The sequence below is a fragment of the Arthrobacter horti genome, assembly GCF_030731045.1.
Lineage (GTDB): Bacteria > Actinomycetota > Actinomycetes > Actinomycetales > Micrococcaceae > Arthrobacter_E > Arthrobacter_E nanjingensis.
This window is the reverse complement of record NZ_JAVALS010000005.1, coordinates 17,628-40,148: the sequence shown is the minus strand read 5'-3', so window position 1 is coordinate 40,148 and position 22,521 is coordinate 17,628. Positions and strand designations below refer to the sequence as shown.

Annotated in this window: 18 protein-coding genes, 1 tRNA gene and 1 pseudogene; 13 read left to right on the top strand and 7 right to left on the bottom strand. The window is 69.9% G+C overall.

The window, feature by feature from the left end:
• Nucleotides 1-24: 24 nt before the first annotated feature.
• Nucleotides 25-624: a TetR/AcrR family transcriptional regulator gene (locus tag Q9R02_RS09190; protein ID WP_305996375.1), complete on the bottom strand. Its 600-nt coding sequence runs from the start codon at nucleotides 622-624 to the stop codon at nucleotides 25-27.
• A 102-nt stretch (nucleotides 625-726) separates the two neighbouring features.
• Between Q9R02_RS09190 and Q9R02_RS09185 the strand changes: the two genes are divergently transcribed.
• A complete protein-coding gene (locus Q9R02_RS09185) occupies nucleotides 727-1,143 on the top strand; it encodes a PaaI family thioesterase (RefSeq protein WP_305996374.1) in 417 nt (138 codons plus the stop codon).
• Nucleotides 1,144-1,150: 7 nt separating this feature from the next.
• Here the strand turns inward: Q9R02_RS09185 and Q9R02_RS09180 are convergent, their stop codons facing one another.
• Nucleotides 1,151-1,780, bottom strand: coding sequence for a TetR/AcrR family transcriptional regulator (locus Q9R02_RS09180; protein ID WP_305996525.1), 630 nt, complete (start codon nucleotides 1,778-1,780; stop codon nucleotides 1,151-1,153).
• A 180-nt stretch (nucleotides 1,781-1,960) separates the two neighbouring features.
• Here Q9R02_RS09180 and Q9R02_RS09175 point away from each other — a divergent pair.
• The 3 genes from Q9R02_RS09175 to Q9R02_RS09165 all read left to right on the top strand — a co-directional run bounded on the left by Q9R02_RS09175 (nucleotide 1,961) and on the right by Q9R02_RS09165 (nucleotide 4,552).
• A tRNA-Gln gene (locus Q9R02_RS09175) sits at nucleotides 1,961-2,032 on the top strand.
• Between the two features lie 55 nt (nucleotides 2,033-2,087).
• Nucleotides 2,088-3,569, top strand: a complete 1,482-nt coding sequence (gene glmU / locus Q9R02_RS09170; RefSeq protein ID WP_305996373.1) for a bifunctional UDP-N-acetylglucosamine diphosphorylase/glucosamine-1-phosphate N-acetyltransferase GlmU — start codon at nucleotides 2,088-2,090, stop codon at nucleotides 3,567-3,569.
• Nucleotides 3,570-3,571: 2 nt separating this feature from the next.
• Nucleotides 3,572-4,552: a ribose-phosphate diphosphokinase gene (locus Q9R02_RS09165; protein WP_305996372.1), complete on the top strand. Its 981-nt coding sequence runs from the start codon at nucleotides 3,572-3,574 to the stop codon at nucleotides 4,550-4,552.
• A gap of 96 nt (nucleotides 4,553-4,648) precedes the next feature.
• On the opposite strand, the gene Q9R02_RS09160 is transcribed toward Q9R02_RS09165, so the two are convergent.
• The 3 genes from Q9R02_RS09160 to Q9R02_RS09150 form a co-directional block, all read right to left on the bottom strand.
• A complete protein-coding gene (locus Q9R02_RS09160) occupies nucleotides 4,649-5,563 on the bottom strand; it encodes a carbohydrate ABC transporter permease (RefSeq protein ID WP_305996371.1) in 915 nt (304 codons plus the stop codon).
• The gene (locus tag Q9R02_RS09155; protein ID WP_305996370.1) at nucleotides 5,560-6,486 is read right to left on the bottom strand and encodes a carbohydrate ABC transporter permease; all 927 of its coding nucleotides are present in this window, start codon (nucleotides 6,484-6,486) and stop codon (nucleotides 5,560-5,562) included. Before Q9R02_RS09155 ends, Q9R02_RS09160 begins: the two co-directional genes overlap by 4 nt.
• A gap of 81 nt (nucleotides 6,487-6,567) precedes the next feature.
• Entirely contained in the window at nucleotides 6,568-7,872 is a 1,305-nt protein-coding gene (locus Q9R02_RS09150) for an ABC transporter substrate-binding protein (RefSeq protein WP_305996369.1), read from the bottom strand.
• A 164-nt stretch (nucleotides 7,873-8,036) separates the two neighbouring features.
• Here Q9R02_RS09150 and Q9R02_RS09145 point away from each other — a divergent pair, with 164 nt between their 5' ends.
• The 7 genes and pseudogenes from Q9R02_RS09145 (at nucleotide 8,037) to sufU (ending at nucleotide 17,458) form a co-directional block, all read left to right on the top strand.
• On the top strand, nucleotides 8,037-9,158 hold the full coding sequence (locus Q9R02_RS09145) for a substrate-binding domain-containing protein (protein ID WP_305996368.1): 1,122 nt from the start codon (nucleotides 8,037-8,039) through the stop codon (nucleotides 9,156-9,158).
• A gap of 91 nt (nucleotides 9,159-9,249) precedes the next feature.
• Nucleotides 9,250-9,525: pseudogene (locus Q9R02_RS09140) on the top strand (50S ribosomal protein L25); the annotation flags it as partial.
• 98 nt (nucleotides 9,526-9,623) lie between these two features.
• Nucleotides 9,624-10,208: an aminoacyl-tRNA hydrolase gene (gene pth / locus Q9R02_RS09135; protein ID WP_305996366.1), complete on the top strand. Its 585-nt coding sequence runs from the start codon at nucleotides 9,624-9,626 to the stop codon at nucleotides 10,206-10,208.
• Nucleotides 10,209-10,331: 123 nt separating this feature from the next.
• Nucleotides 10,332-13,013: a helix-turn-helix transcriptional regulator gene (locus Q9R02_RS09130; RefSeq protein ID WP_305996365.1), complete on the top strand. Its 2,682-nt coding sequence runs from the start codon at nucleotides 10,332-10,334 to the stop codon at nucleotides 13,011-13,013.
• Nucleotides 13,014-13,015: 2 nt separating this feature from the next.
• Nucleotides 13,016-15,607: a helix-turn-helix transcriptional regulator gene (locus Q9R02_RS09125; protein WP_305996364.1), complete on the top strand. Its 2,592-nt coding sequence runs from the start codon at nucleotides 13,016-13,018 to the stop codon at nucleotides 15,605-15,607.
• A 70-nt stretch (nucleotides 15,608-15,677) separates the two neighbouring features.
• Entirely contained in the window at nucleotides 15,678-16,973 is a 1,296-nt protein-coding gene (locus Q9R02_RS09120; protein ID WP_305996363.1) for a SufS family cysteine desulfurase, read from the top strand.
• Entirely contained in the window at nucleotides 16,973-17,458 is a 486-nt protein-coding gene (gene sufU, locus Q9R02_RS09115) for a Fe-S cluster assembly sulfur transfer protein SufU (protein ID WP_305996362.1), read from the top strand. Before Q9R02_RS09120 ends, sufU begins: the two co-directional genes overlap by 1 nt.
• A 14-nt stretch (nucleotides 17,459-17,472) precedes the next feature.
• On the opposite strand, the gene nhaA is transcribed toward sufU, so the two are convergent.
• Nucleotides 17,473-18,702, bottom strand: a complete 1,230-nt coding sequence (gene nhaA / locus Q9R02_RS09110) for a Na+/H+ antiporter NhaA (RefSeq protein ID WP_305996361.1) — start codon at nucleotides 18,700-18,702, stop codon at nucleotides 17,473-17,475.
• A 282-nt stretch (nucleotides 18,703-18,984) separates the two neighbouring features.
• On the opposite strand from nhaA, the gene Q9R02_RS09105 reads away from it, so the two are divergent.
• Nucleotides 18,985-20,673: an ABC-F family ATP-binding cassette domain-containing protein gene (locus tag Q9R02_RS09105; protein WP_305996360.1), complete on the top strand. Its 1,689-nt coding sequence runs from the start codon at nucleotides 18,985-18,987 to the stop codon at nucleotides 20,671-20,673.
• 38 nt (nucleotides 20,674-20,711) lie between these two features.
• Nucleotides 20,712-21,671 carry an NADP-dependent oxidoreductase gene (locus Q9R02_RS09100; RefSeq protein ID WP_305996359.1) on the top strand — a complete coding sequence of 320 codons (960 nt, stop codon included), beginning with the start codon at nucleotides 20,712-20,714 and terminating at the stop codon, nucleotides 21,669-21,671.
• Nucleotides 21,672-21,714: 43 nt separating this feature from the next.
• On the opposite strand, the gene Q9R02_RS09095 is transcribed toward Q9R02_RS09100, so the two are convergent.
• Nucleotides 21,715-22,212 carry a DUF2505 domain-containing protein gene (locus Q9R02_RS09095; protein WP_305996358.1) on the bottom strand — a complete coding sequence of 166 codons (498 nt, stop codon included), beginning with the start codon at nucleotides 22,210-22,212 and terminating at the stop codon, nucleotides 21,715-21,717.
• Nucleotides 22,213-22,521 lie beyond the last annotated feature (309 nt).

The following is a 22,521-nucleotide window of genomic DNA, read 5'->3' as shown; positions in this document are numbered from 1 at the left end:
ACGGGGCGCTCAGGCCACGCAGGCTCAGCGGGGCTGCAGGCCCTCCAGGGCGATGGCGATCACGTCGCCGCTGAGTTCCTCGGCGGCGACGCTCCCGGCCGGCCGATACCACTCTGCGATGGAGTTGACCATGCCGAACACCAGACGGGTGGCGATTCCGGCACCGATGTCACTCCGGAGCACACCCTCGGCCTGTGCCTGCCGGACCAGGTCGATGACGCGGTGATCGAAATTCCGGCGCCGTTCCAGAGCGGCGATCTCCACGGGGCTGTTGCCGCGGAGCCGGAGCAGGAGAGTCACCTGGGGCTGCTGCTCCGTGAGCACCAGGATGGCTCCGCGGATCAGGCCGGTGAGGGTGTCGGCGACGGTGCCCTCCTGCGCCAGAGCCGATTCCAGGGCGGCCTCGAGGCCGTTCAGGGCGTCGTCCAAGGCCAGGCTCAGGAGCTGCTCCTTGGAATCGAAGTGGTGGTACAGGGCGGACTTGGACAGTCCCAGCCGCTGGGCGAGGTCGGCCACGGAGGTGGCGTCGTAGCCCTGCTGGTTGAACAGCTCGACGGCGATCCGCAGCACCTCGGCACGGTCGTAGCCGGGGCGTCCCCGGCGGGGTGCGGCCTGCGCTGTCATAGGGTCTCCCTGAGGGTCTCCGGCGGCCGTGGTGACCGACCGATCAGTTTGCCCTTGAAATGTAACAGCCGCCGATGGCGGGAGTGAGGAAGGCGGAACCGCATGAACGCACACAGCAGTCATGAACCGTGGGTGATCCATCTGGGTGAGCTGGATCAGAAGATGGGCATCCGGGTGCTGGAGCAGTCCGCGGAGCGGGTGGTGACCACCATGCCGGTGCAGGGGAACACCCAGTCGCTGGGCCGGCTGCACGGCGGCGCCAGTGCTGCGCTCGCGGAGGCGACCGGCTCGTGGGCGGCGATGATCCACGCGAGCGTGCGCGGCAAGGTGTGCGTCGGCGTCGACCTCAACATCACCCACCACCGGGGTGCCAAGGATGGTGAGATCACAGCGACGGCCACGCCGCTGCACGCCGGTTCCCGGATCGCCACGTACCAGGTCCTGATCACCGACCAGTCCGGCAAGCTGCTGGCCACGGCCCGGATCACCAACATGCTCATGGACCCCAAGGAGCACTGAGAGGCGGCTAGCCCCGCACCCGCAGACCTGGCTCCTGAGACAAGCCCGTCAGCCCGTTCCACGCCAGGTTGACGATGTGCGCGGCCACCTCGTCCTTCGCCGGCGCCGTGGCCGTTCCCGCCACCGTGTCCTGCGTGCGGGCGTCCAGCCACCACTGGCCCGTGGTCGCCACCATTCCCACGAGCATCTGGGCGTAGAGGGCCGCGTCGCGCTCGGCGTAGCCGCGCTGGCCGAACTCGGAGGCCAGGAGGTGGGTCACACGCCGGGTCACCTCGCCGAGGATGGTGGAGTAGCGTCCGGAAGGGTCCGACGGCGGGGCGTCGCGCACCAGGATCCGGAACCCTTGGGCGTGCTGCTCGATATAGCTCAGCAGTGCCAGCGCGGCGCGCTCCAGCAGGACGCGGGCCGGGGCGGCCTCCGCAAGGGAGCCGGTGATGGCCTTCAGCAGGGCTGCGGATTCGATCTCCACCACGGCGGTGTAGAGCCGCTCCTTCGCGCCGAAGTGCTCGTAGACCACGGGCTTGGACACCCCGGCCACCGCGGCGATCTCCTCGATGCTGGTGGCGTCCAGGCCCTTCTCCGCGAAGAGCGAACGGGCCACCTCGATCAGCTGAGCCCGGCGCCGGGGAGCGGGCATACGGGTCCGCGGGGTGCTCCGGAACGTCCCGGTCGTTTCGTCCACAGTCACCGTGCCATCATGCCTCACCGGCCCCGCTGACGGGGTTCGCGCACGTCCTGGCCGGGTCGCACCTGCGCCGGGCGCGTGGCAGAATGGTTGTCTGTGCCCGGCAGGGGCGAGCAGCAGCTTCCGGCACGGTCCGCTCTGGTGTAATGGCAGCACCCAGGCCTTTGGAGCCTCGGAGTATAGGTTCGAATCCTATGGGCGGAACGCACAGCACCGCGGTTCATCCGTGGGTCAGCACCGCAGATGAGGAGTTCCATCCGTGAGCAATGCCGAAAACAAGGCCGCTGCAGTCATCGTCCTGGCAGCCGGCGCCGGCACCCGGATGAAGTCCCGTACCCCCAAGATCCTGCACCGCATCGGCGGTAAGTCCCTGGTGGGCCACGCCCTGGACGCCGCGCGCGGCATCGGCCCGGAGCGCCTGGCCGTCCTGGTCCGCCACCAGCGTGACCTGGTGGCCGCCCACCTGGCCGAGATCGCCACGGACGCCTTGATCGTGGACCAGGACGAGGTCCCCGGCACCGGCCGCGCCGTGGAGCAGGGCCTGGACGCCCTGGACGCCGACGGCGTGGTGGACGGCACCGTGATCGTCACCTACGGTGACGTCCCCCTCCTCACCACGGCAAGCCTGGAGCAGCTGCTCGCCGCCCACCATGAGCAGGCCAACGCCGTCACCGTCCTCACCACCGTCCTGGCGGACGCCACCGGCTACGGCCGCATCCTGCGCGCCGAGGACGGCTCCGTGCTCGGCATCCGTGAGCACAAGGACGCCAGCGACGCCGAGCGGGCAATCCGGGAGATCAACTCCGGCATCTACGCCTTCGACGCCGCCGTTCTGCGGGACGCGCTCAAGGACGTCACCACGGACAACGCGCAGGCTGAGAAGTACCTCACCGACGTTCTGGCGATCGCCCGGGAGCGCGGCGGCCGCGTGGCCGCCGTCGTCACCGAGGACCGCTGGCAGGTGGAGGGCGCCAATGACCGCGTTCAGCTGGCCGCCCTCGGCGCCGAGCTGAACCGCCGCATCGTTCAGTCCTGGATGCGCGCCGGTGTGACCGTCGTCGACCCCGCGACCACCTGGATCGACGGCACCGTGACCCTGGATGAGGACGTCACCATCCTGCCCGGCACCCAGCTGCACGGCACCACCCGCGTGGCGCGCGACGCCGTCGTCGGCCCCGACTGCACGCTCACCGACATGGTGATCGGCGAGGGTGCCAAGGTGATCCGCACGCACGGTTCGTCCTCCGAGATCAAGGCCGGCGCCTCCGTGGGGCCGTTCACCTACCTCCGCCCGGGCACCGTCCTGGGGGAGAAGGGCAAGATCGGCGCCTTCTACGAGACCAAGAATGTGATCATCGGCGCGGGCTCCAAGCTCTCCCACCTCGGCTATGCCGGGGACGCTGAGATCGGCGAGAACACCAACATCGGCTGCGGCAACATCACCGCCAACTACGACGGCGAGAAGAAGCACCGCACCGTGATCGGCTCCGGCGTCCGGACCGGCTCCAACACCGTGTTCGTCGCCCCGGTCACCGTGGGTGACGGCGCCTATTCCGGTGCCGGTGCCGTGATCCGCAAGGACGTCCCGGCCGGCGCTCTGGCGATCAACGCATCCCCCCAGCGCAACGCCCAGGACTGGGTGATCACCAACCGTCCCGGTAGCATTTCCGCGCAGCTTGCGCAGGCTTCGGCGACCCCGCAGACTTCCTCCCAGAGCGAACCCACGACAGAAGGCGAATGACAATGTCCGCAATCACCGCGAACGGCGAGAAGAAACTGGTCCTTGCGAGCGGACGGGCCCACCCGGAGCTTGCACAGGAGATCGCACGTGAGCTGGGCACCTCCCTGCTTCCGCTGGACGCTTACGAATTCGCCAACGGCGAGCTCTATGTCCGTCCCGGCGAGAGCGTGCGCGGTACCGATGTCTTCGTCATCCAGTCCCACCCGGCGCCCATGAACAACTGGCTCATGGAGCAGCTGATCATGATCGATGCCATGAAGCGCGCCTCCGCCAAGCGCATCACCGTGGTGTCCCCGTTCTACCCGTACGCCCGCCAGGACAAGAAGGGCCGCGGCCGCGAGCCCATCTCCGCCCGTCTGGTGGCGGACCTCTACAAGACCGCCGGTGCCAACCGCGTCATGAGCGTGGACCTGCACACCAGCCAGATCCAGGGCTTCTTCGACGGCCCCGTGGACCACCTCATGGCCATCCCGCTCCTGGCCGACTACATCCGTACCAAGGTCTCCGCGGACAACATCACCGTGGTCTCCCCGGACACCGGCCGCGTCCGCGTCGCCGAGCAGTGGGCCGAGCGCCTGGGCGGCGCCCCGCTGGCGTTCGTGCACAAGAGCCGCGACCTCACCGTCCCCAACCAGGCCGTCTCCAAGACCGTCGTGGGCCAGGTCGAGGGCCGCACCTGCGTGCTGATCGACGACATGATCGACACCGGCGGAACCATCTCCGGTGCCGTCCAGGTGCTGAAGAACGCCGGTGCCAAGGACGTCATCATCGCCTGCACCCACGCCGTGTTCTCCGGCCCGGCCGCAGAACGCCTGGCCGAGTCCGGTGCTCGCGAGGTCGTGGTCACCAACACCCTGCCGATTCCGGCGGAGAAGCGCTTCCCGAACCTGACGGTGCTCTCCATCGCGCCGCTGATCGCGCGCGCCATCCGCGAAGTGTTCGACGACGGCTCGGTAACCAGCCTCTTCGACGGCAAGGCCTGATCCTCGCCTCCGGGCATGGCAGTGGCCGCCACCCGTTCGGGGTGGCGGCCACTGCCGTTTCCGGGACGTGCTTCCTGGGCGGCTGCTTCAGGACGGCTACTTCAGGGCGCCGGCCCCCAGGCCGCCCTTCCAGAAGCGCTGCAGGCCCAGGAACAGCCCGATCACGGGGATGATGGCCACGAGCGAGCCGGTGACCACCAAGTGGGCGAACTCCGGGTCCGCGCTGACCCGGGAGTTCCAGGAGTAGATGCCCAGGGCCACGGGAAACAGGCTGGAATCGCTGAGCATCACCAGCGGCAGGAAGAAGTTGTTCCAGATGGCGCTGAAGGTCATCAGGAGCAGGGTCACGATGCCGGGCTTCATGAGGGGGGCCGCCACGGCGAAGAAGATCCGCAGTTCACCGGCGCCGTCGATCCGGGCCGCCTCCACGAGTTCTTTCGGCACGTAGCTCTTGCAGAACATGCGGGCCAGGTACACGCCGAACGGGCTGGCCAGGCCGGGCAGGAAGACGCCCCAGAAAGTGTTGACCAGTCCGATGCTGGACGCCATCAGGTAGAGCGGCATGGTGGTCACGGCGCCGGGCAGGAGCACACCCAGCAGGACGAAGGAGAACCAGCGTTCCTTGCCGGGGAAGTCGAACTTGTCGAACGCGTGCCCGGCCAGGAAGGACACGGCCACACTGGTCACCGAGCCGAGCCCCGCGTACAGTGCGGTGTTCCCGAGCCAGTGCAGGTAGGTGCCGTGCTCCCAGGTGAACAGTTCCGTGAGGTTCTCCAGCAGGTTCAGCTGCCCGAAGGTGAAGCCGGGGGAGCCGAAGAGGTTCTGGGAGTCCTTGGTGGCTGCGATGACCAGCCAGCTCAGGGGCAGGAGCGTGTACAGGCTGAAGAGCACCAGCACCAGGTTGACCACCAGGCGTGAGCTCCAGGTGACCCTCTGCAGGGGACGACGGCGGCCTGCCGGGGCCGGCGCGGTCCGCTGGGCCGGCTGCGTGGGGGAGGTGAGGGTGGTCATTGGTCCGCCTTGGAGCCGAGCTTGGTGACCGCCCACGACATGACGCCGATGAGGACGGCGAAGGTCAGGGCCGAGGCGGCCGCGTATCCGAAATCGTGCTTGTCGAACGCCGCGTCGTAGATGAACATGTTGGGCGTCCAGGTGCTGGTGATCGCCGTGGCCTTGGTCTTCAGGAGCAGCGGTTCCGCGAACAGCTGCATGGCGCCGACCACCGTGAAGAGCGTGGCCACGCTGACGGCTCCGGCGATCATGCGGGCCTTGATGGCGACGGCCGTGCGGAACGGCCCGGCGCCGTCCACGGTGGCCGCCTCCAGGACTTCCTTGGGCACCGCCTGGAGGGCGGCGTAGAAGAGGATGACGTTGTAGCCGGTGTGCATCCACACGGTGATGTTGGAGATGGAGAAGTAGGCGGCCAGGGTGCTGCTGAGGTCCCAGGTGCCGCCGGAGGCCTTCACCGCGTCCACGATGGGGCTGATCTCCGGGGTGTACAGGTACAGCCAGATGACTGCCGCGATGAGCCCCGGAACGATGTTCGGCAGGTAGAAGGCGAGCCGGAAGAAGCCGCGTGCCTTCGCCGCCGCGGAGTCCAGCAGCAGGGCGATGGAGAGCGAGAGGACGATCATCACCGGGATGTAGATGAGGCAGTAGACGGCGATGTTTCCGAAACTGGAGGTGTACGCGGGGTCGGTGAGCGCCCGCAGGTAGTTCTCCCCGCCCACGAAGACCTTCTGCACCGCGCCCAGGCCCAGGCCTGCGGCCTTGTCCTTGAAGAGGGACAGGTAGCAGGAGTACAGCACCGGGAAGACAGTGAAGGCGAAGAAGAGGACGAAGAACGGCGCCAGGAAGAGGAGCGCGGTCAGCGTGCCCTTCCGGCTCGGCCGGCGCGGCTCGGTCCGCGTGCCGGATGCTTGGGTGAGCGCCATGATGGCCCCTTTCGGCTCAGGCGGAGGGCCCGCGGGGCCGGCGACGCGCTGCGTGGCCGGCCCCACGGGCCCTCCGCGATGTCACTTGATGGAGATCCCGCGGTTCTTCAGGTCTGCCACAGTGGCGTCCTGGGCCTGATCGAGGATCTGGCTGAGGGTGGCCTTGCCGGCCTTCACCTGGGCTCCGCCGTCCGCGAGCTTGGAGAAGGTGGTCGGGGTGCCCGGCGTCCAGGTCCAGCCGGACGGGACGGTCTTCAGCCCGGCGGCGGCGTTCGCGTAGATGTCCTGTCCGCCGAAGAACGCCTTGTCGAACGTCTTGGCGGCCGCGGCGTTGGCCTCCGTGTTGATCGGGAAGGTGCTGGAAGTGCCCCCGATACGGGCCGAGATGGCCGCCGGATCAGTGGTCATCCATTCGATGAACTTCACGCCGGCGTCCGCCTTGGTGCTGTTCTTGGAGATCCCGAAGGTGGAGCCGCCGTAGAACGCGGTGGCCGGGGCGGACGTCGGTGCGGGCAGCGGGGCCACCCGCCACTTGCCGGCCTGGTCGGGGAAGCTGCTGCGCAGGGCCGCTCCGTACCAGGCGCCGCTGATGACGGAGAGCATCTGACCGGCCGCCTGCTTCTTCTGGAGGACCGGGTCGTCATCGGCCCAGACGAGCTTCTTGTCGAAGAGGTCCTGGTGGACCTTCATGGCGTCCATACTGGCCTGGCTGTTGACGTCGATCTTCCAGGAGTCGCCGTCCACACCGCCCCACTTGGCACCGTTCTGCCAGGACAGCGCGGCCATGAGCGCCGAGTCGCCCACCACGGTGGAGCCCAGACGGACCGCGGGGTCCGCGGTGGCCACCTTGGCGGCGGCGGCCTCATACTCGGCCCAGGTCTTGGGGACCTCGATGCCGTACTTGGTGAACAGGTCCTCCCGGTAGAAGAACTCCAGGACGCCGGCGTCCAGGGGGACTCCCCAAGTGGCTCCGCCGAACGTCACCAGTGACTGGGCGGCGGGGTCGAACTTGCTCTTGACGAAGTCGCCGGCAGGCTTGGAGATGTCCTGCAGGACGCCCTGGGTGGCCATCTCGGACACGTGCGGGTACTCCACGGTCACCACGTCCGGGGCGTTGCCCGCCTTCACCTGGTTGGTCAGGGCCGGGTAGTTGTCCTTGCTGGACGCGACCTCCTTGAAGGTGACCTTGATGTCCGGGTGGGAGGCGTTGAACGCTTCGACCACCTGCTTGGACCCCTTGAGCCAGGAGGAGAAGGTGATCTCCACGGGTCCGCTCCGGGTGCTCTGGGCCGCCGGGGCGGTTCCGCTGGAACATCCCGCGAGGAGCGCGGCGGACAGGGCTCCTGCCACGGCGACCACGACGTGGGTTTTGCGAATCTTTCGCATGGGTTACTCCTAGGGTTGTGATGCATCTCACCGGGGCGAGTCCGTCTCAGCCTAGGTGCGGCAGTGCTCGGTTCGATCAAAAAGAGCTCGATTCGAAACACACGAAAGTTTTCCGGTGATAGCCTCGGGCCACGAGATCCGATCCGAGCCGGGAGGTGGGTGGCATGAGCCGCAGTGTCGAAGAGCGACGGCGCGGGATCCTTGACGTCCTGAAACGGGAAGGCGAGCAGAACGTCCGCGAGCTCTCCGAGCGGCTGGGCGTCTCCTCGGTGACCCTGCGGCGCGACGTCGAGACCCTCGCCGCCCGCGGCCTGCTGCACCGCACGCACGGGACCGTGCGGCCGGTCCAGACTGCGGGACGGGCCGGGGCCGTGGAGAAGTACGTCCTCGGCATGGTCATCCCGGCGGGGGACTACTACTACGAGCGCGTCATCGAAGGTGCCAAGGCGGCGGCCGCGGCGGCCGGCTGCAGCCTGGTCCTGGGGATCTCCGGCTACGACAAGGCCACCGAGCTCCAGCAGGTGGACCGGCTCCTCGCCAAGGGCGTTGACGGCCTGGTCATCGCCCCCACCCCGGAGTTCGACAGTGGCCAGCTGGATGCCGAGCAGCAGCAGTGGCTCGTCTCCCTGTCCGTCCCCGTGGTCCTCATCGAACGGCCCGTCGCCTCCGGCGGTGCCGCGGGCGTCCTGGACTCCATCAGCTCCTCCCACGCAGTCGGCGCCACGCTGGCCGTGCACCACCTCGCGGAACTGGGCCACACCAGGATCGCCTGCGTGGCCATCACCGGGCCCAACTCCACCCACGTCCTGGCCGGGTACCGCTCCGCCGTGGCGTCCCTCGGCATCGAATCCCTGGGGACCGTGCGCTTCTCCGCCGACCACGAAGAGACGGTCCGGGACAGGATCCTGGAACTCGTGGAGGCAGGCGCCACGGCGTTCCTGGTCCACAATGACGTGCTCGCTCTGCGCTGTCTCGCCTGGCTGGACGACGCCGGCGTCGACGTTCCGGCCCGCGTCTCCCTGATCAGCTACGACGACGTCTTCGCGGCCGTCGCCGCGGTGCCGATCACCGCCGTCGCGCCTTGGAGGGAGGCTGTGGGACAGCAGGCCGTGCAACGACTGGTGGGCCGGATCGGCGAAGCCATCAGTGTGCGCGGCCGCGGAGGCCCGGGCAGCGCGGCGGAGCACCGCGAACTCATCCCGCGCCTGCACGTCCGCCAGTCCACCGCCGCGCCTGCTAAACTGGACCGTCACCTTGGCGAGGGAACCGCGGATGCGGTTCCGTGATCGACTGGGTCCTGGGCTCCCAGGCCGGCCTCACGGCCGCCGGGTGGCCGGACTTGTCCCGCCGCCCCATCAATTGAGAGGAGCCCTCCTTATGTCTGAGACCAAGCTCGCCGCAGAACTGCGCACCGAATTCGGCAAGGGCTACGCCCGCCGCGCCCGCGTTGCCGGCCGCATCCCCGCCGTGATCTACGGCAACGGCACCGAGACCCTGCACGTCACCCTCCCGGCCCGCGAGTTCACCCTCGCCGTGCGTGGCATCAAGAACGCCGCGCTGACCCTGGATGTGGACGGCAAGGAGATCAAGGTCGTCGTCAAGGACATCCAGCGCAACGCCGTGCGCCAGGAGATCGAGCACACCGACCTCGTCGTCGCCTGATCACTCTGCTGCGATCGAAGGGCCGGGTCCTCATGGACCCGGCCCTTCGTGCGTCCGGGCACCCTGCGCCGGATGAGTAAAATATCCCGGTGAGCGAAACATGGCTGGTGGTCGGACTGGGCAACCCGGGAACGCAGTATGCGGGCAACCGGCACAATGTGGGGCAGATGGTGCTGGACGAACTGGCGCAGCGCATGGGGACCCGCTTCACTGTCCACAAGACCCGCGCGCAGCTGGCCGAGGGGCGGTTCCGGATCGGCGGCCCCAAGATCCTGCTGGCCAAGCCCATGAGCTATATGAACCTCTCCGGCGGTTCCACCTCGGCCCTGACCCGCTTCTTCGCCGTGGAGCCGGACCACGTGGTGGCCGTCCATGACGAGATCGACATCCCCTTCAACACGGTCAAGCTCAAGCTCGGCGGCGGCGAGGGCGGGCATAACGGCCTCCGCGACATCACCAAGGCGCTGGCCACCAAGGACTACCTGCGGGTACGGGTCGGTGTCGGCCGGCCGTCGGGCCGCATGGACACCGCCGATTACGTCCTCAAGGATTTCTCGACGACGGAGCGCAAGGAGCTGCCGTTCCTCCTCGGCGACGCGGCGGACGCCGTCGAGCAGCTGATCGACGCCGGCCTGCTGGCCGCCCAGCAGCGCTTCCACTCGGCCGGAGGCTGAGTCCTGACACGGCGTTCACGCAAGGTCATGATCGATTTCGGCGTTTCCTGGGAGTAGCCTCGATCCCAGATAATGTGGATGTCCGCCGGGGGAAGCGGACCTGCATGACCAGGAGGTAAGGGTTTGGGGGTTTGGCCTCCTCGGCACAGCGCTCAGGCGCTGGACAGGGAACCACGTCAGCCACTGGGCGCGGCGGAGCGCTTCCACTGGACGGCCGCCGGCCGGAACCGGGACGTCGGAACCGTGCGCCGTCTCCTGGAACTACACCCTGCTGTTCTCCTTACCGGGGCGCGTGGTTCCGGCAAGAGTGAACTCCTCACCATCCTCGCCACGGGGCAGGACGCCGTCCGCGTGCCCAATCCCATGCCCTCACGTTCCGCCGTGGCCCGTTGGTGGTCCCGCACCCTGGAGCAGGTCCGGGGAGGTGGCCGTACTCCACTCCTGATCGTCGATGACATCTCCACCCTCCGCGGCCAGGCCCGGGCCGATGTCATGGAGCTCCTGGAAGCGGGCTCCGCGCGGGCACTGTTCACCCGGCACGCGGCGTCGGAGGAGGACCCGGACTGCATCCGGCTGGCCGAGGCCGGGCTTCTGGCGCTTCACGAGCTCAGGCCCCTGCGCCGTCCCGATCTCCGCGACATGGTCCGGGAGGCCACGGGCGCCATCATGTCGGAGACCGTCACGCAACTGCTCATGGGCATGTCGGAGGGTAACCTCACGGTGGCCCACGCTTACTTCGAAGAGCTGCGGACCCTGGGAAGCCTGGTGAGGACCCAGAGCTGCTGGGTCCTCAACGGCACCACGGAGGTCCGTGAGGGCGGCCCGCTGAGCAGGGTGGTCCAGGGGGAACTGTCCCGGGTGTCGCCGCATCTACGGGTGGCCCTTCAGAAGCTCGCGGTGCTGGGCCAGGCGCCCCGCCCGCTCGCGGAACGCGTGGTCGGGGCACAGGCGCTCGAGGAACTGGAAGCTGCGGGGCTGGTGCGCTGGTCCGGCGACGCCCACCGGCTCCTCATGCCCCGGGCGCCGCACCTTGCGGAGGCGCTGAGGCTCTTCTCCTCGGACGCCCACAGGACAGCGCTCCTGCAGGACATCGCGAGCGTCGCCGGGGAGGGCCTGGGAGATCTGGATCCGGACTCCTTGGTTTCCGTGGCCCGTCTGGCGACGGAAGGTGGTGTGCTCTTCAGCGCCGAAGCCGCCCTGCAGGCCGCGCGGGCCGCCAACGCCGCGCTGGAACCGGTCCTGGCCCGGAGATGTCTGAACGGCATCCCGCTGGATCACGAGCTCGGGGCGCACGCCGTCCTGGAACGGGTCCACGCACTCCGCGTCATGGGCGAGTACAGCCGGGCCGCGGCGGAGATCGAGGCCGTCCCAGAGGCGATCCTGGAATCGGCCGGCCTGGGGCTGCGTGCCGAACTGGCCCTGGTGCATTGTGGGGCCCTGATCTGGCTCCCCGGCGGGTATGAAAGGATTCGGCGGATCCTGGGCGAACTGGACGAGCGCATCAGGAAGGCCGCCCACGCCGGGTCCACCGGGGAGCGTGAACTCGAGCACGCCCGGCGGCAGGCCCGGCTGGGACGCTGGGAACTGGGCCTCCACCTGGGTGAGTTCCCGGCCATGGTGGACGGGCTGGAGAAAGCCGCCGCCACGCAGGACGATCCGGTCTACCGGCTCAGCGCGTCCAGTCTCCTCGTGACCGCCTGGGTGGTTGTGGGCCGTGAAGAGGAGGCGATCGCCCTCGCCGAGCGCATCGGCGGCGAGATCGCCGAGACACGGCTGTCCCTGCGGCTCTACGAGTACTACTCGGAAGGCCTCCTCCTGGGGCTCATCTGGTCCGGACGGAACAAGCTCTGCCTGGGCTTCCTGGAGCACATCATGGAGACCCGCCCGGACGCGACGCGTCTTCACGGCGGCGTCATGGAGCTGGGACTCGGTCTGGCCCACGTGTACGCCGGGCAGGGAGAGGAGGCGATCGAGATCCTCCTGAGTTCCGTGGCACAGCTCGGGGGGCAGGCGTATCTCGGCTACCTTCGGGTGGCGCACGCCGCTCTCGCCTTCGCCTACGCGCAGTGCAATCACGAGGCCGAAGCGATCGAACAGCTCGCCCTGGCGGACGCCTGCACGGCGCCGGAGCCCTGGACCAACACGGCCCTGTCCACCTTCTGCTCCCTCATGGCCCGGCGCTGGCTGGGGGATGCCAAAGCCTCCGTTCAGCTGGTGGAGGGCGCCCGTCTGGACGTGGAACGCGGCCGCCCCACCACGGCGTCGATCAGTCTCTTCGGGGCGCTGCACTATGCCAGCGGCTCCGACATCGAGCTGCTGGCGGAGGTCTCCGCCCAGCGGCAGGGGCCCATGGCCCGCATCAACAGGCTCTGGGCGCGGGCGATCCTGGAGCGTGACCCGGTCCTGGCGTGTGAAGCCGCGGACGGCGCTGCGGAGCTGGGCCTGCGGGTGGTGGAACTGCGTTGCGTGTCCACCATGGCCCAGCTGGCGCTGGAACGGGGCCTGGGCCGGATGGCCGAAGAGGCGGGGGTGCGGGCCGCGCGCCTGAGGAAGCCCATCGATTCGGGCCTCCTGAACGCCACCGGCGACTTCGGGACGCTCACACAGCGTGAACTGCAGGTCACGCGCCTGGCCGAGCGGGGCCTGAGCAACAAGATGATCGCGGACCGGATCGGGCTCTCCGTGCGCACCGTCGAGGGTCACCTGTACCAGGCCTTCATCAAGCTGGGAATCCGCTCCCGGGAGCAGCTCATGTTCTCCCATGAAGGGATCAGGCCGTCCAATGCGTTCGTTCTGAGGAGCTGACGATGCCAGGACGTCCATTCTGCCGGGGACTGGAACTGGAACTGGTCCAGAAGCTGCTGTTGAAGGAGGGCGCACCTGCCGTGCTCTTGCGCGCCGAGCTGGGCATGGGGGTCACGGCGCTCCTTGACCGGCTGGAGGCGGTGCTGGGTGGGCTCCTCCCCGTGGTCCGTGGCGGGAGCATCGACTGGGATGACGCCGATGCCCTCCTGCACGGCCGCGCCCTGGTGCTGGTGGACGGGCTGGACAGCCTGGAGGAGGGCACCCTGGATGATCTGGCCGCCCTGACGGCCTCCTCCCTCCTGCACTTGGTGGTCGCGTGTCCGGCCTGGGGCCCGTTGCACCCGGCGCTGGAGCGGCTCTGGTCCGCCGGACAGGCCGAGGAGGTGTACCTGGAGCCGCTCAGTGTGGAGCGCGGGCAGGCCTTCCTGGAGGACCTGCTGGGAGCCCCGGTCCTGACCGCCGACGCATGGCGCTACTGGCGCGAGGCGGGGGGCAGCCCGTACTGGCTGTCCCTGGTGGCGCTGACGGAGCGCGACGCCGGCCGGCTGGAGTTGCGGGACGGGCACTGGGTCAGCGTCGGAGAACCGGAGTCGGACGGCGACGGCGGGGCGCTCGGGGAGGCGGTGGGCGGCACCATGAGCCGGCTCCACGAATGCTTGCGGCATCCCTTGGAGCTCGTGGCACTGGCGGAGCCCGTCAATCAGAGCCTGGTCACCGCGGTGGTGGGCACGGAGACCATCCGTGCGCTTCTGGAGATCCGTCTGCTGATGCAGGAGGGGGAGAACGTCCGCCTGGTGTATCCGGCCATGGCGCGTGTCCTGCGCACCCAGGTCAGCGCCGAGACGAGCGCGGCCTGGCACGTGGCCCTGGGCCGTCATCTGGAGGATGAGGACCTGAGTACGGAGTCGTTCCTCCGCCAGGTGGCGTGGGCTGCCGACGCCGGGCTGGACGTGCCGGACGGCCAGCTAGTGCGGGCAGCGGTCCAGGCGTGCAAGTTGTACCAGAACGCGCTCGCCGTCCGTTTCGCCGGGGAGGTCGGCTCGGGGCCCTGGGCCCGTCGAGCGCGCATCGCCGAGGCCCGCGTCCACTTCAACCGGGCCGAATACCGGGAGGCACTCAGGGTCTTCAACGATGCTCTTCCGCCGGCGGCCACCCTCGGCGAGCTGCTCTTCGGGACTCTCCTACACATGGCCTGCCGCCTCGCCGCAGGCGACCCGGGGGAAGCCATCCTCCAGGACGCCGACCGGATCGAGGAGGAGGCCCTCCGCATCGGCCCCTCCTCGGATGGCACCGGGGCCGGCCCGGAGGACATCCGGCGGCGGGCGCAGGTCATCCGCGCCTTCGTTTTGGCACGCCGGGGCCGGATGGACGAGCTCGGCGAGATGCTTGCCCCATTGCTCGCCCAGCCTGTGGACGAGCGCTCCTCGTCAGACGCCCGGATGGACTGGTGTGTGGCGACCGGGCTGGAGTCGGAACGCCAGGCGACGCTCGGTCAGACGGGCCTGGCCATGAAGCTGGCCATGGACGCCTGGCAGATCCGCCATGACGAGCGGCAGGACGTGTTCTTCCTGCCGGAGTTCCTGGTGGCCCGGCAGATGATGGCCGGAGCGGTCGGCGGGCACTGGACCGCCGTGGAGGAGATCCTGCAGACGGTCGCCGTGGACGCCTCGCCGGCGGTCGCCTCCTTCGGAGGCGGAGCGCAGCTGGTTCTGGGCGTGATGGATCTCCGCCGGGGCCTGTACCGGGACAGCATGCGGCACCTCACGGCGTCGATCGACAGCCTCTCCCGCAGCGACCCCCAGCGGCTCATGGGTTACACCACGGCGATGGCCGCGATGGCCGCGACGATCGGGAATCAGCGTCTGGAGGCGGAACGTCTCCTGAGCGGATACCGCCCGTCGGCCGGGATCTACCTGCTCAGCGGTCACGAGGCCCTGGTCATCGACGCCGTCCGGGAGCTGCTGCACCGCACGGGGTCGGGGGAGAAGTCGCTGGAAGCGGCCGTGGAGCGGCTCCGCGCGGTGCGGCACCGGGGCCTGGAACTGGACGGCCTGATGCTGCTCCACGCGCTGGGCCGGATGGACGTCCTGGAACGCGCGGCGGAGACCGCGGCGGAGATGGACGGGGAGTGGGCCTCAGCGGTCTCGGCGTACACGCGGGCCATGCTCGGAAACGAGTTGGGCGTCTCCCTGGACGTGGCCCGCGGCCTGCAGGAGCAGGGCTATCTCCTGATGGCCCGCGGTGTTCTGGTGGCCGCACTGGCCCAAGCCGGTGGCGCGAGGCAGGGGGTGGAGGCCCACCACGCCCGCGAGCTGCTGGATGGCCTGGACGTCGTGCTGTCCCAGCAAGGCGTGGTCGACGCCGGCCAGGTCGGCTTGCCGGCGCCACCACGGCTGACGCGCCGTGAGCTGGAGGTGTGCAGCATGGCGCGGGACGGCCACACGGACGAACAGATCGCGGCGCAGCTGCACCTGTCCCGCCGGACGGTGGGCGGCCACCTGTTCCGCTCCTACCGGAAGCTCGGCATCAGCGGCCGGGAACAGCTGGCGGCGGTGCTGCCACCCACGGAGGAACCGCCCCGGCAGGAGGCGTGAGCGCACGTCCCGGCAAGAAGTGAGAGAATAAGTGACGTTCATCTTACCTAATCGCTTCAGGAGGCCGTGAATGGCTGAGAGCCGGGACCCGTCGGCATTGGACCGCACCGAGGTGCTCCGCATCCGGAACGACTTCCCCCTGCTGGCCCACCTTGTCAACGGGAAGACGCTGGTCTATCTGGACTCCGGGGCCACGAGCCAGAACCCGCAGAGTGTTCTGGAAGCCGAGCAGGAGTTCTACGAGCAGCGGAACTCCGCCGTGCACCGCGGCGCCCACACCCTGGCGGCCCATGCCACGGTGGCCTTCGAGGACGCCCGCGCCACCGTGGCGCAGTTTGTGGGTGCGCGGGAAGAGGAGATCGTCTGGACCGCCAACGCCACGGCGGGCCTGAACCTCCTGGCCTACGCGTTCTCCAATGCGAGCATCGGCGACGTTCCCGCGGAGTCCCGGCGCTTCGCCGTCGGCCCCTGCGATGAGATCGTGGTCACGGAGATGGAGCACCACGCCAATCTGGTGCCGTGGCAGGAGCTGTGCCGCCGGACGGGCGCCGCCCTCCGGTACATTCCGGTCACGGACGCCGGCACCCTGGACCTGGACGAGGCCGCCCGCGTGATCGGGCCGAAGACCCGCGTCCTGGCCTTCACCCATGTCTCCAACGTCCTGGGCACCATCAACCCGGTGGCCCACCTGGTGGGCCTGGCACGCGCCGTCGGGGCCCTCGTGGTCCTGGACGCCTGCCAGTCCGCGCCGCACCTGCCCCTGGATGTCAAGGCCCTGGACGTGGACTTCGCCGTCTTCTCGGGGCACAAGATGCTCGGTCCCACCGGCATCGGCGCGCTGTACGGCCGCCAGGAGCTGCTGGACGCACTGCCGCCGGTCACCACGGGCGGCTCCATGATCACCACGGTCACCATGGAGCGTTCCGGCTACCTCCCGGCCCCGCAGCGTTTCGAGGCAGGCACCCAGCCGGTGTCCCAGGCCATCGCCATGGCCGCCGCGGCGCGGTACCTGATGGAGACCGGCATGGAGCGCATCCACGCGAGGGAGGGTGTCCTCGCCCAGCGCATGCTCGAGGGCCTGCGTGAGCTCCCGGGCATCCGTCTGCTCGGCCCGGCACCCGGCGTCGAGCGCGCCGCGCTGGTGGCCTTCGACGTCGACGGCGTGCACGCGCACGACGTCGGGCAGTACCTGGACGCCCAGGGCATCGCGGTCCGGGTGGGCCACCACTGCGCCCAGCCGCTGCACCGGCGCTTCGGCCTCACGGCCACCACACGCGCCAGCGCTTATCTGTACACCACCGAGGACGAGGTGGACGCTTTCCTTCAGGGCGTCGCCGGGGTCCGTGGATTCTTCGGAGTGAAGTGATGAGCGGTCTCGAATCCCTGTACCAGCAGACCATCCTGGAGCACTCCAAGGCCCGCCACGGCGGCACCCTGAGCGAGGTCGCCGCCTGCGAGACCGCCTGGCCGGAGGGCACCGGGCAGTGTCACCAGTTGAACCCGGTGTGCGGCGACGAGATCACCCTGCGCCTGGCCGTGGACGGCGGTGCCGGGGACAGCCGGGTGGCGTCCCTCGAGTGGCTCGGCAACGGCTGCTCCATCTCGATGGCGTCCGCCTCCATGCTCACCGACCTCGCCGAGGATCTCACGGTGGACGAACTCGCCCGCCTCATCGAGGAGTTCCGCGCCGTGCTGCGCTCGCGGGGAACCCTTGAGGGCGACCCGGAGGAGCTGGGCGACGCCGCGGCGCTGTCCGGCGTGGCGAAGTTCCCGGCCCGCGTCAAGTGCGCCATGCTCGCCTGGGTGGCGGCGGAGGACGCGCTGCGCCAGGCGGTCTCCACCGCGGCCTGACGCCTCAGAGCGCCTCAGAGCGCCTCAGCGCGCCGGCGGTGGTGCCGGTTGCGCATCCGGAGCACGACGGCGCCCAGCAGCGCCGCGAGCACGGATGCCGCCAGGATGGCCACCTTGGCGTGGTCGCCGTGCGGGGAATCCTCGCCGTGGCCGCCGCCGAAGGACAATTCCGCCACCAGGAGTGAGACCGTGAAGCCGACCCCGGTCAGGAGTGCCACCCCGGCCATGTCGGCCCAGCGCACGACACGGTCCAGAGCCACGCCGGGAAGCCGGGTCAGGGCGAAGGTGGTGCCGAGCACACCCACGGACTTGCCCACCACCAAGGCGAGCACGATGCCCAGGGCCACCGGGTCGGCGGCGGCCGAGGCCACGCCGTCGAGCCCTCCCAGGCCCACGCCCGCCGCGAAGAAGGCGAAGAGGGGCACCGCCACGCCGGCACTGAACGGGCGCAGCCCGTGTTCCAGCCGGTCGGCGAGGCCGAGGTCCTTGCCCATGGGGACGGTGAGGGCCAGGAGGACGCCGGCCACCGTGGCGTGGATGCCGGAGGAGTGCACCAGGACCCAGGTCAGTGCCGCAAGGGGGAGCAGGAGCCACCAGCGGGCGTACCGGCCGCCCCGGATGCGGCCCAGGACGGAGAAGGCCGCCAGCGGGATCAGGGCTCCCAGGAGGTAGCCGAGCTGGAGGGCCCCGCCGTAGAACAGGGCGATGATGACGATCGCGATCAGGTCGTCCACCACGGCGAGGGTCAGCAGGAAGGTCCGCAGGGCCGCCGGCAGATGCGAGCCAACCACGCCCAGCACGGCCAGGGCGAAGGCGATGTCCGTGGCGGTCGGGATGGCCCAGCCGGCCAGCGTCTCCGGGTTCCCTGCGTTCACCAGAACGTACAGCAGGGCGGGAACGGCCACCCCGCCGACGGCCGCGGCCACGGGGACCAGGGCCTTGCGCGGGTCGCGGAGTTCGCCGTGCAGGAGTTCCCGCTTGAGCTCCAGGCCTGCCAGGAAGAAGAAGACCGCCAACAGGCCGTCCGCAGCCCAGGCGCCCAGACTCAGGTCCAGGTGCCAGGCGGCGGGGCCGATCCGCAGCTCGCGGAGCGCGGTGTAGGCCGGGGCCCAGGGGGAGTTGGCCCAGAGCAGCGCCAGCACGGTGGCGGCCAGGAGCAGGAAGCCGCCGGCGGTCTCGCTGCGGAGCAGACGCGTGACGCGGAGGCGCTCGGGGCGTGCGCGGAGGGAGGTGGTGGGTGTCATGTGGTCCTCGGGGTCGCTGGAACGGAATGCCACCGCCGTCGAGCGCTCCCGGAAGGGGCGAGGCGATGGGCCGACCAGACTTCCCGGCACACCGGTGTCTATTCTACCGTGCGGGCCTGCTGTTACGCTGGAGAGGTGAAGAACTGACGCAGCCCGGCGCTCTCCTCTGGACCGTTCCCTCGGACGGCGCTGTGCTGATTCCACCGGATTCCATCGAACTGGACCATCCCACTGGACATCGCGTCACCGGTCGAGCCACCGCTCCCGGATGAAAGGTCTTCCATGCAGTCACAGACAGCCACACGCCACACCTTCACCCATGACCACCTCGCCGTGGACGGAGTCTCCCAGAGCTATGCGGGCCGCCGGGTCCTCAGCGACATCGGATTCGCCGTGCCACCGGGCCAGCGGGCCGGCCTGATCGGCGAGAACGGCTCCGGAAAGTCCACCCTGCTGCGCATCCTTGCCGGTGTTCAGGACGCGGACACCGGCCTGGTGTTCCGTCCGGCACGGCTGGGCTATTACGCGCAGGAACTGGACGCCACACCGGACACCACCGCCGCCGAGGTCCTTGACCGAGCCCAGGCACCCGCCCTGGAGGCGCTCGCCGGGCTGGAGTCCGGCGACCCGGAGCGCTACGCCCAGGCGATCGACGACGCCGAGCGGCTGGGTGCCTGGAGCGCCGGCGCGCGGCGCGGGGCCGCCCTGGCCGGGCTGGGTCTCTCCGGGCTGGACGAACACGCCAGGGTGGGCGGCCTGTCCGGCGGTCAGCGCGCCCGCCTGGCCCTCGCCGCACTGATCCTCGAGGAGCCGGACGCGCTGCTCCTGGATGAGCCGAGCAATCACCTGGACGACGCGGCCGTCGCCTACCTGGAGTCGGTGCTGCGGGACTGGAAGGGGCCGGTCCTCTTCGCCAGTCACGACAGGACGTTCCTGGACCGCGTGGCCACCAGGATCGTGGACCTGGACCCGCTTCCGGTGCCCGCGGCGGTGCTGGCGGACGCCCAGGAGGGCGCCGACGCCGGAAGCGGATTCGGCGTACGGTCCTTCGGCGGCGGGTACAGCGACGCCCGCCGGACCCGGGAGCACCTCATGCGCCTGTGGCGGGACCGCTACGAAGCCGAGCAGGAGGAACTCGCGGACCTCCGGCATGAGATCGAAGTGGGCTCGCGGAATGTGAACCGGCGCAACGAGCCGAGAACCGAGGCCCGTGCGTCCTTGAAGTTCTACACGGACAAGGACGCCCGCGTCACGGCCCGCAGGGCACGCAACGCCAGGGTGCGGTTCGAGACTCTCGAACGGGACCGGGTGCGCCGCCCTCCGCGTCCGCTGCGGTTCGCCGGCTTCACCCTGCCACCCGTCTCACCAGCAGCGTCCCGGGACGGATCCGTGCCGGGAACGGACCCGGTCCTGCGTGTCACCGGGCTGCACGTCCCGGGGCGGCTGGACGCCGTGGACCTGGCTCTGCCGCCCGGAGGCAGACTGCTCCTCACCGGTCCCAACGGCAGCGGCAAGTCCACCCTGCTGGGAGCTCTGACGGGTGCCGTGGCCCACCACGGGGACGTGCGCTGGGCGCCCGGGACCCGGGCGGCGCGGCTGGCACAGGACACCGTGTTCCCCGAGCCGCGGCGGACCGCGGCCGAGTGGTACGCCCGCGCCGTCGGGCCGGACCGGGCGGAGGAGCTTCCGCTGGCGGAGCTCGGCCTGCTCGCGTCCCAGGACGTGGACCGTGCCGTGGGGGAGCTGAGCCTGGGGCTGCAGCGCCGGGTGGCGCTCGCGGCGCTCGTCGCGGACCCGCCCGATGTGCTGCTGCTGGACGAGCCCAGCAACCACCTCTCGCTGGCCCTGGTCGACCAGCTGGAGGAGGCGCTGGAGGCGTTCGCCGGCGCCGTCGTCATCGCCACGCACGACCGCTGGCTGCGCAGCCGGTGGGTGGGCAAGGGAACCACAGAACTCCGGCTGGGGGAGTGATCATGAAGGCCTGTGTGCTGAGCCATTACGGAAAAGCGATGAGCCTGCGGGACGTCCCGGAGCCCGTGCCCGGGGAGGGTGAGGTGCTGATCGAGGTGCACGCCGCGGGCCTGAACCCGGTGGACCTCAAGACACGGGACGGGCTCTTCCGCGGGTTCCTGCGGTACCGGCTGCCCATCGTGGCCGGGAATGAACTCGCCGGGGTGGTTCGGGCGGTGGGCACCGGCGTCACACACTTCGCCCCTGGCGACCGGGTCTACACCCGGGTGGATCACCGGCGCCTGGGCGCGTTCGCCGAGCTGGCGGCCGTGCAGGAGGAGTTCGTGGCGCGGATGCCGGCGTCGCTGGGGTTCGCGGAAGCGGCTGCCCTGCCGCTGGCCGGCCTCGCCGCGCTCCAGGTGCTGCGCGACCATCTCTCGGTGCGTCCGGGTGACCGGATCCTCATCACGGGCGGGGCCGGCGGCGTCGGCACCCTGGCGATCCAGCTGGCGGTGGCGCTGGGGGCGGAGGTCGTCACGACCGCCTCCCCGGAGGGTGCCGGCCTGGTGCGCGGCCTCGGTGTGGGCACGGTGATCGACTACCGGAGCCGGCGGATCGCCGGGCTGCCGAGGGACTACGACGGCGTGCTGGACACCGTGGGCGGCCGGGACCTCCGGGACTCGTTCACGGTGCTCCGCCCGGGCTCACTGGCGGTGTCGCTGGTGGGGGTGCCGGAGCCGCACATGGTGCAGGAGGACGTGGGCCTGGGCGCTTTCTTCGGTTTCGGCGCCTGGTTCCTCAGCCTCAGGATCCGCCGTCTGGCCCGGCGCCACGGGGTCCGGTACAGAGGATTCCTCATGCACCCGAGCGGCGCCGATCTCGACGTCCTGAGCGGATACGTCGAGACCGGCGCGCTGAAACCGGTCATCGAGACCGTGTACCCCTTCGGCCGCATCGGCGAGGCCTTCGCCCGCCTGGAGAGCGGCCGGACGAAGGGCAAGCTCGTCGTCGAACTCTGAACGGCTGCTGACGCCGCACGGCGTCAGAGGGGAGGCACAGGGGTCAGTGGCTCTCGAGCCAGGACTGGACCTGCTGCGCCTGCAGGTTGAGGGCCTTGCCCACCATGGGCTCGGCCGCGCCGGCGATCTTGCCGCCCAGGAACGGGATGGAGGAGGTGACCTCGCCCTCCACGTCGATGCGGGTCTGGCCGTCCACGGACACCAGCTTCTGCACGGCCTTGGCGCTGACCGGGGCTCCGGCGATGGACACCTGGATGTCCGCCTGGCGGCTGCCGTCGGTCTCCGGTGCGGTCCAGGCCTCACGCTGCGTGACGGTCAAGGTCTCGCCCACCACCTTGCGGGCGATGTCCGGGAGCCGGGTGGTGGGGACCGTGCGGACCACGGTGGCGGTGAACGCGGCGGAGGTGTCGCCGTCCACCGTGAATTCCTCCAGGCTGCCCCCCACGAGCTCGCTGACGTGGCGGACGAAGTCCTCGTTCACCAGGACGGCGGCCACTTCGGGCAGGCTGAAGGGCACAGTGGTGGAAGCATTCAGGGCCATGGATCCTCCGTAGGAATCGGGTTCGGCCCGCCGGGGGGGCGGGCACCTCCACCATGGTAGGCGGCTTCGCGCCGAACCCCGGTCCCAGGGGATTCACAGATGGCTTTTCTTGGCCTCCGGGCCGCCGTGCCTTACGCTCGATAAAGGTTTGGTAACGAACCGCCTCCGCCAGTGTCCATGCCTGTGCGGCGACAACGCCCTTCGGCCTTCTGCGCCACGGGCTTCATATGCCGGGTCCTGCCGTCCACCGACCGCCACCGTCTGCGCAGCGATTTCCGTCCTGACCTCAACTGTCAGGGGCCGGTGGCG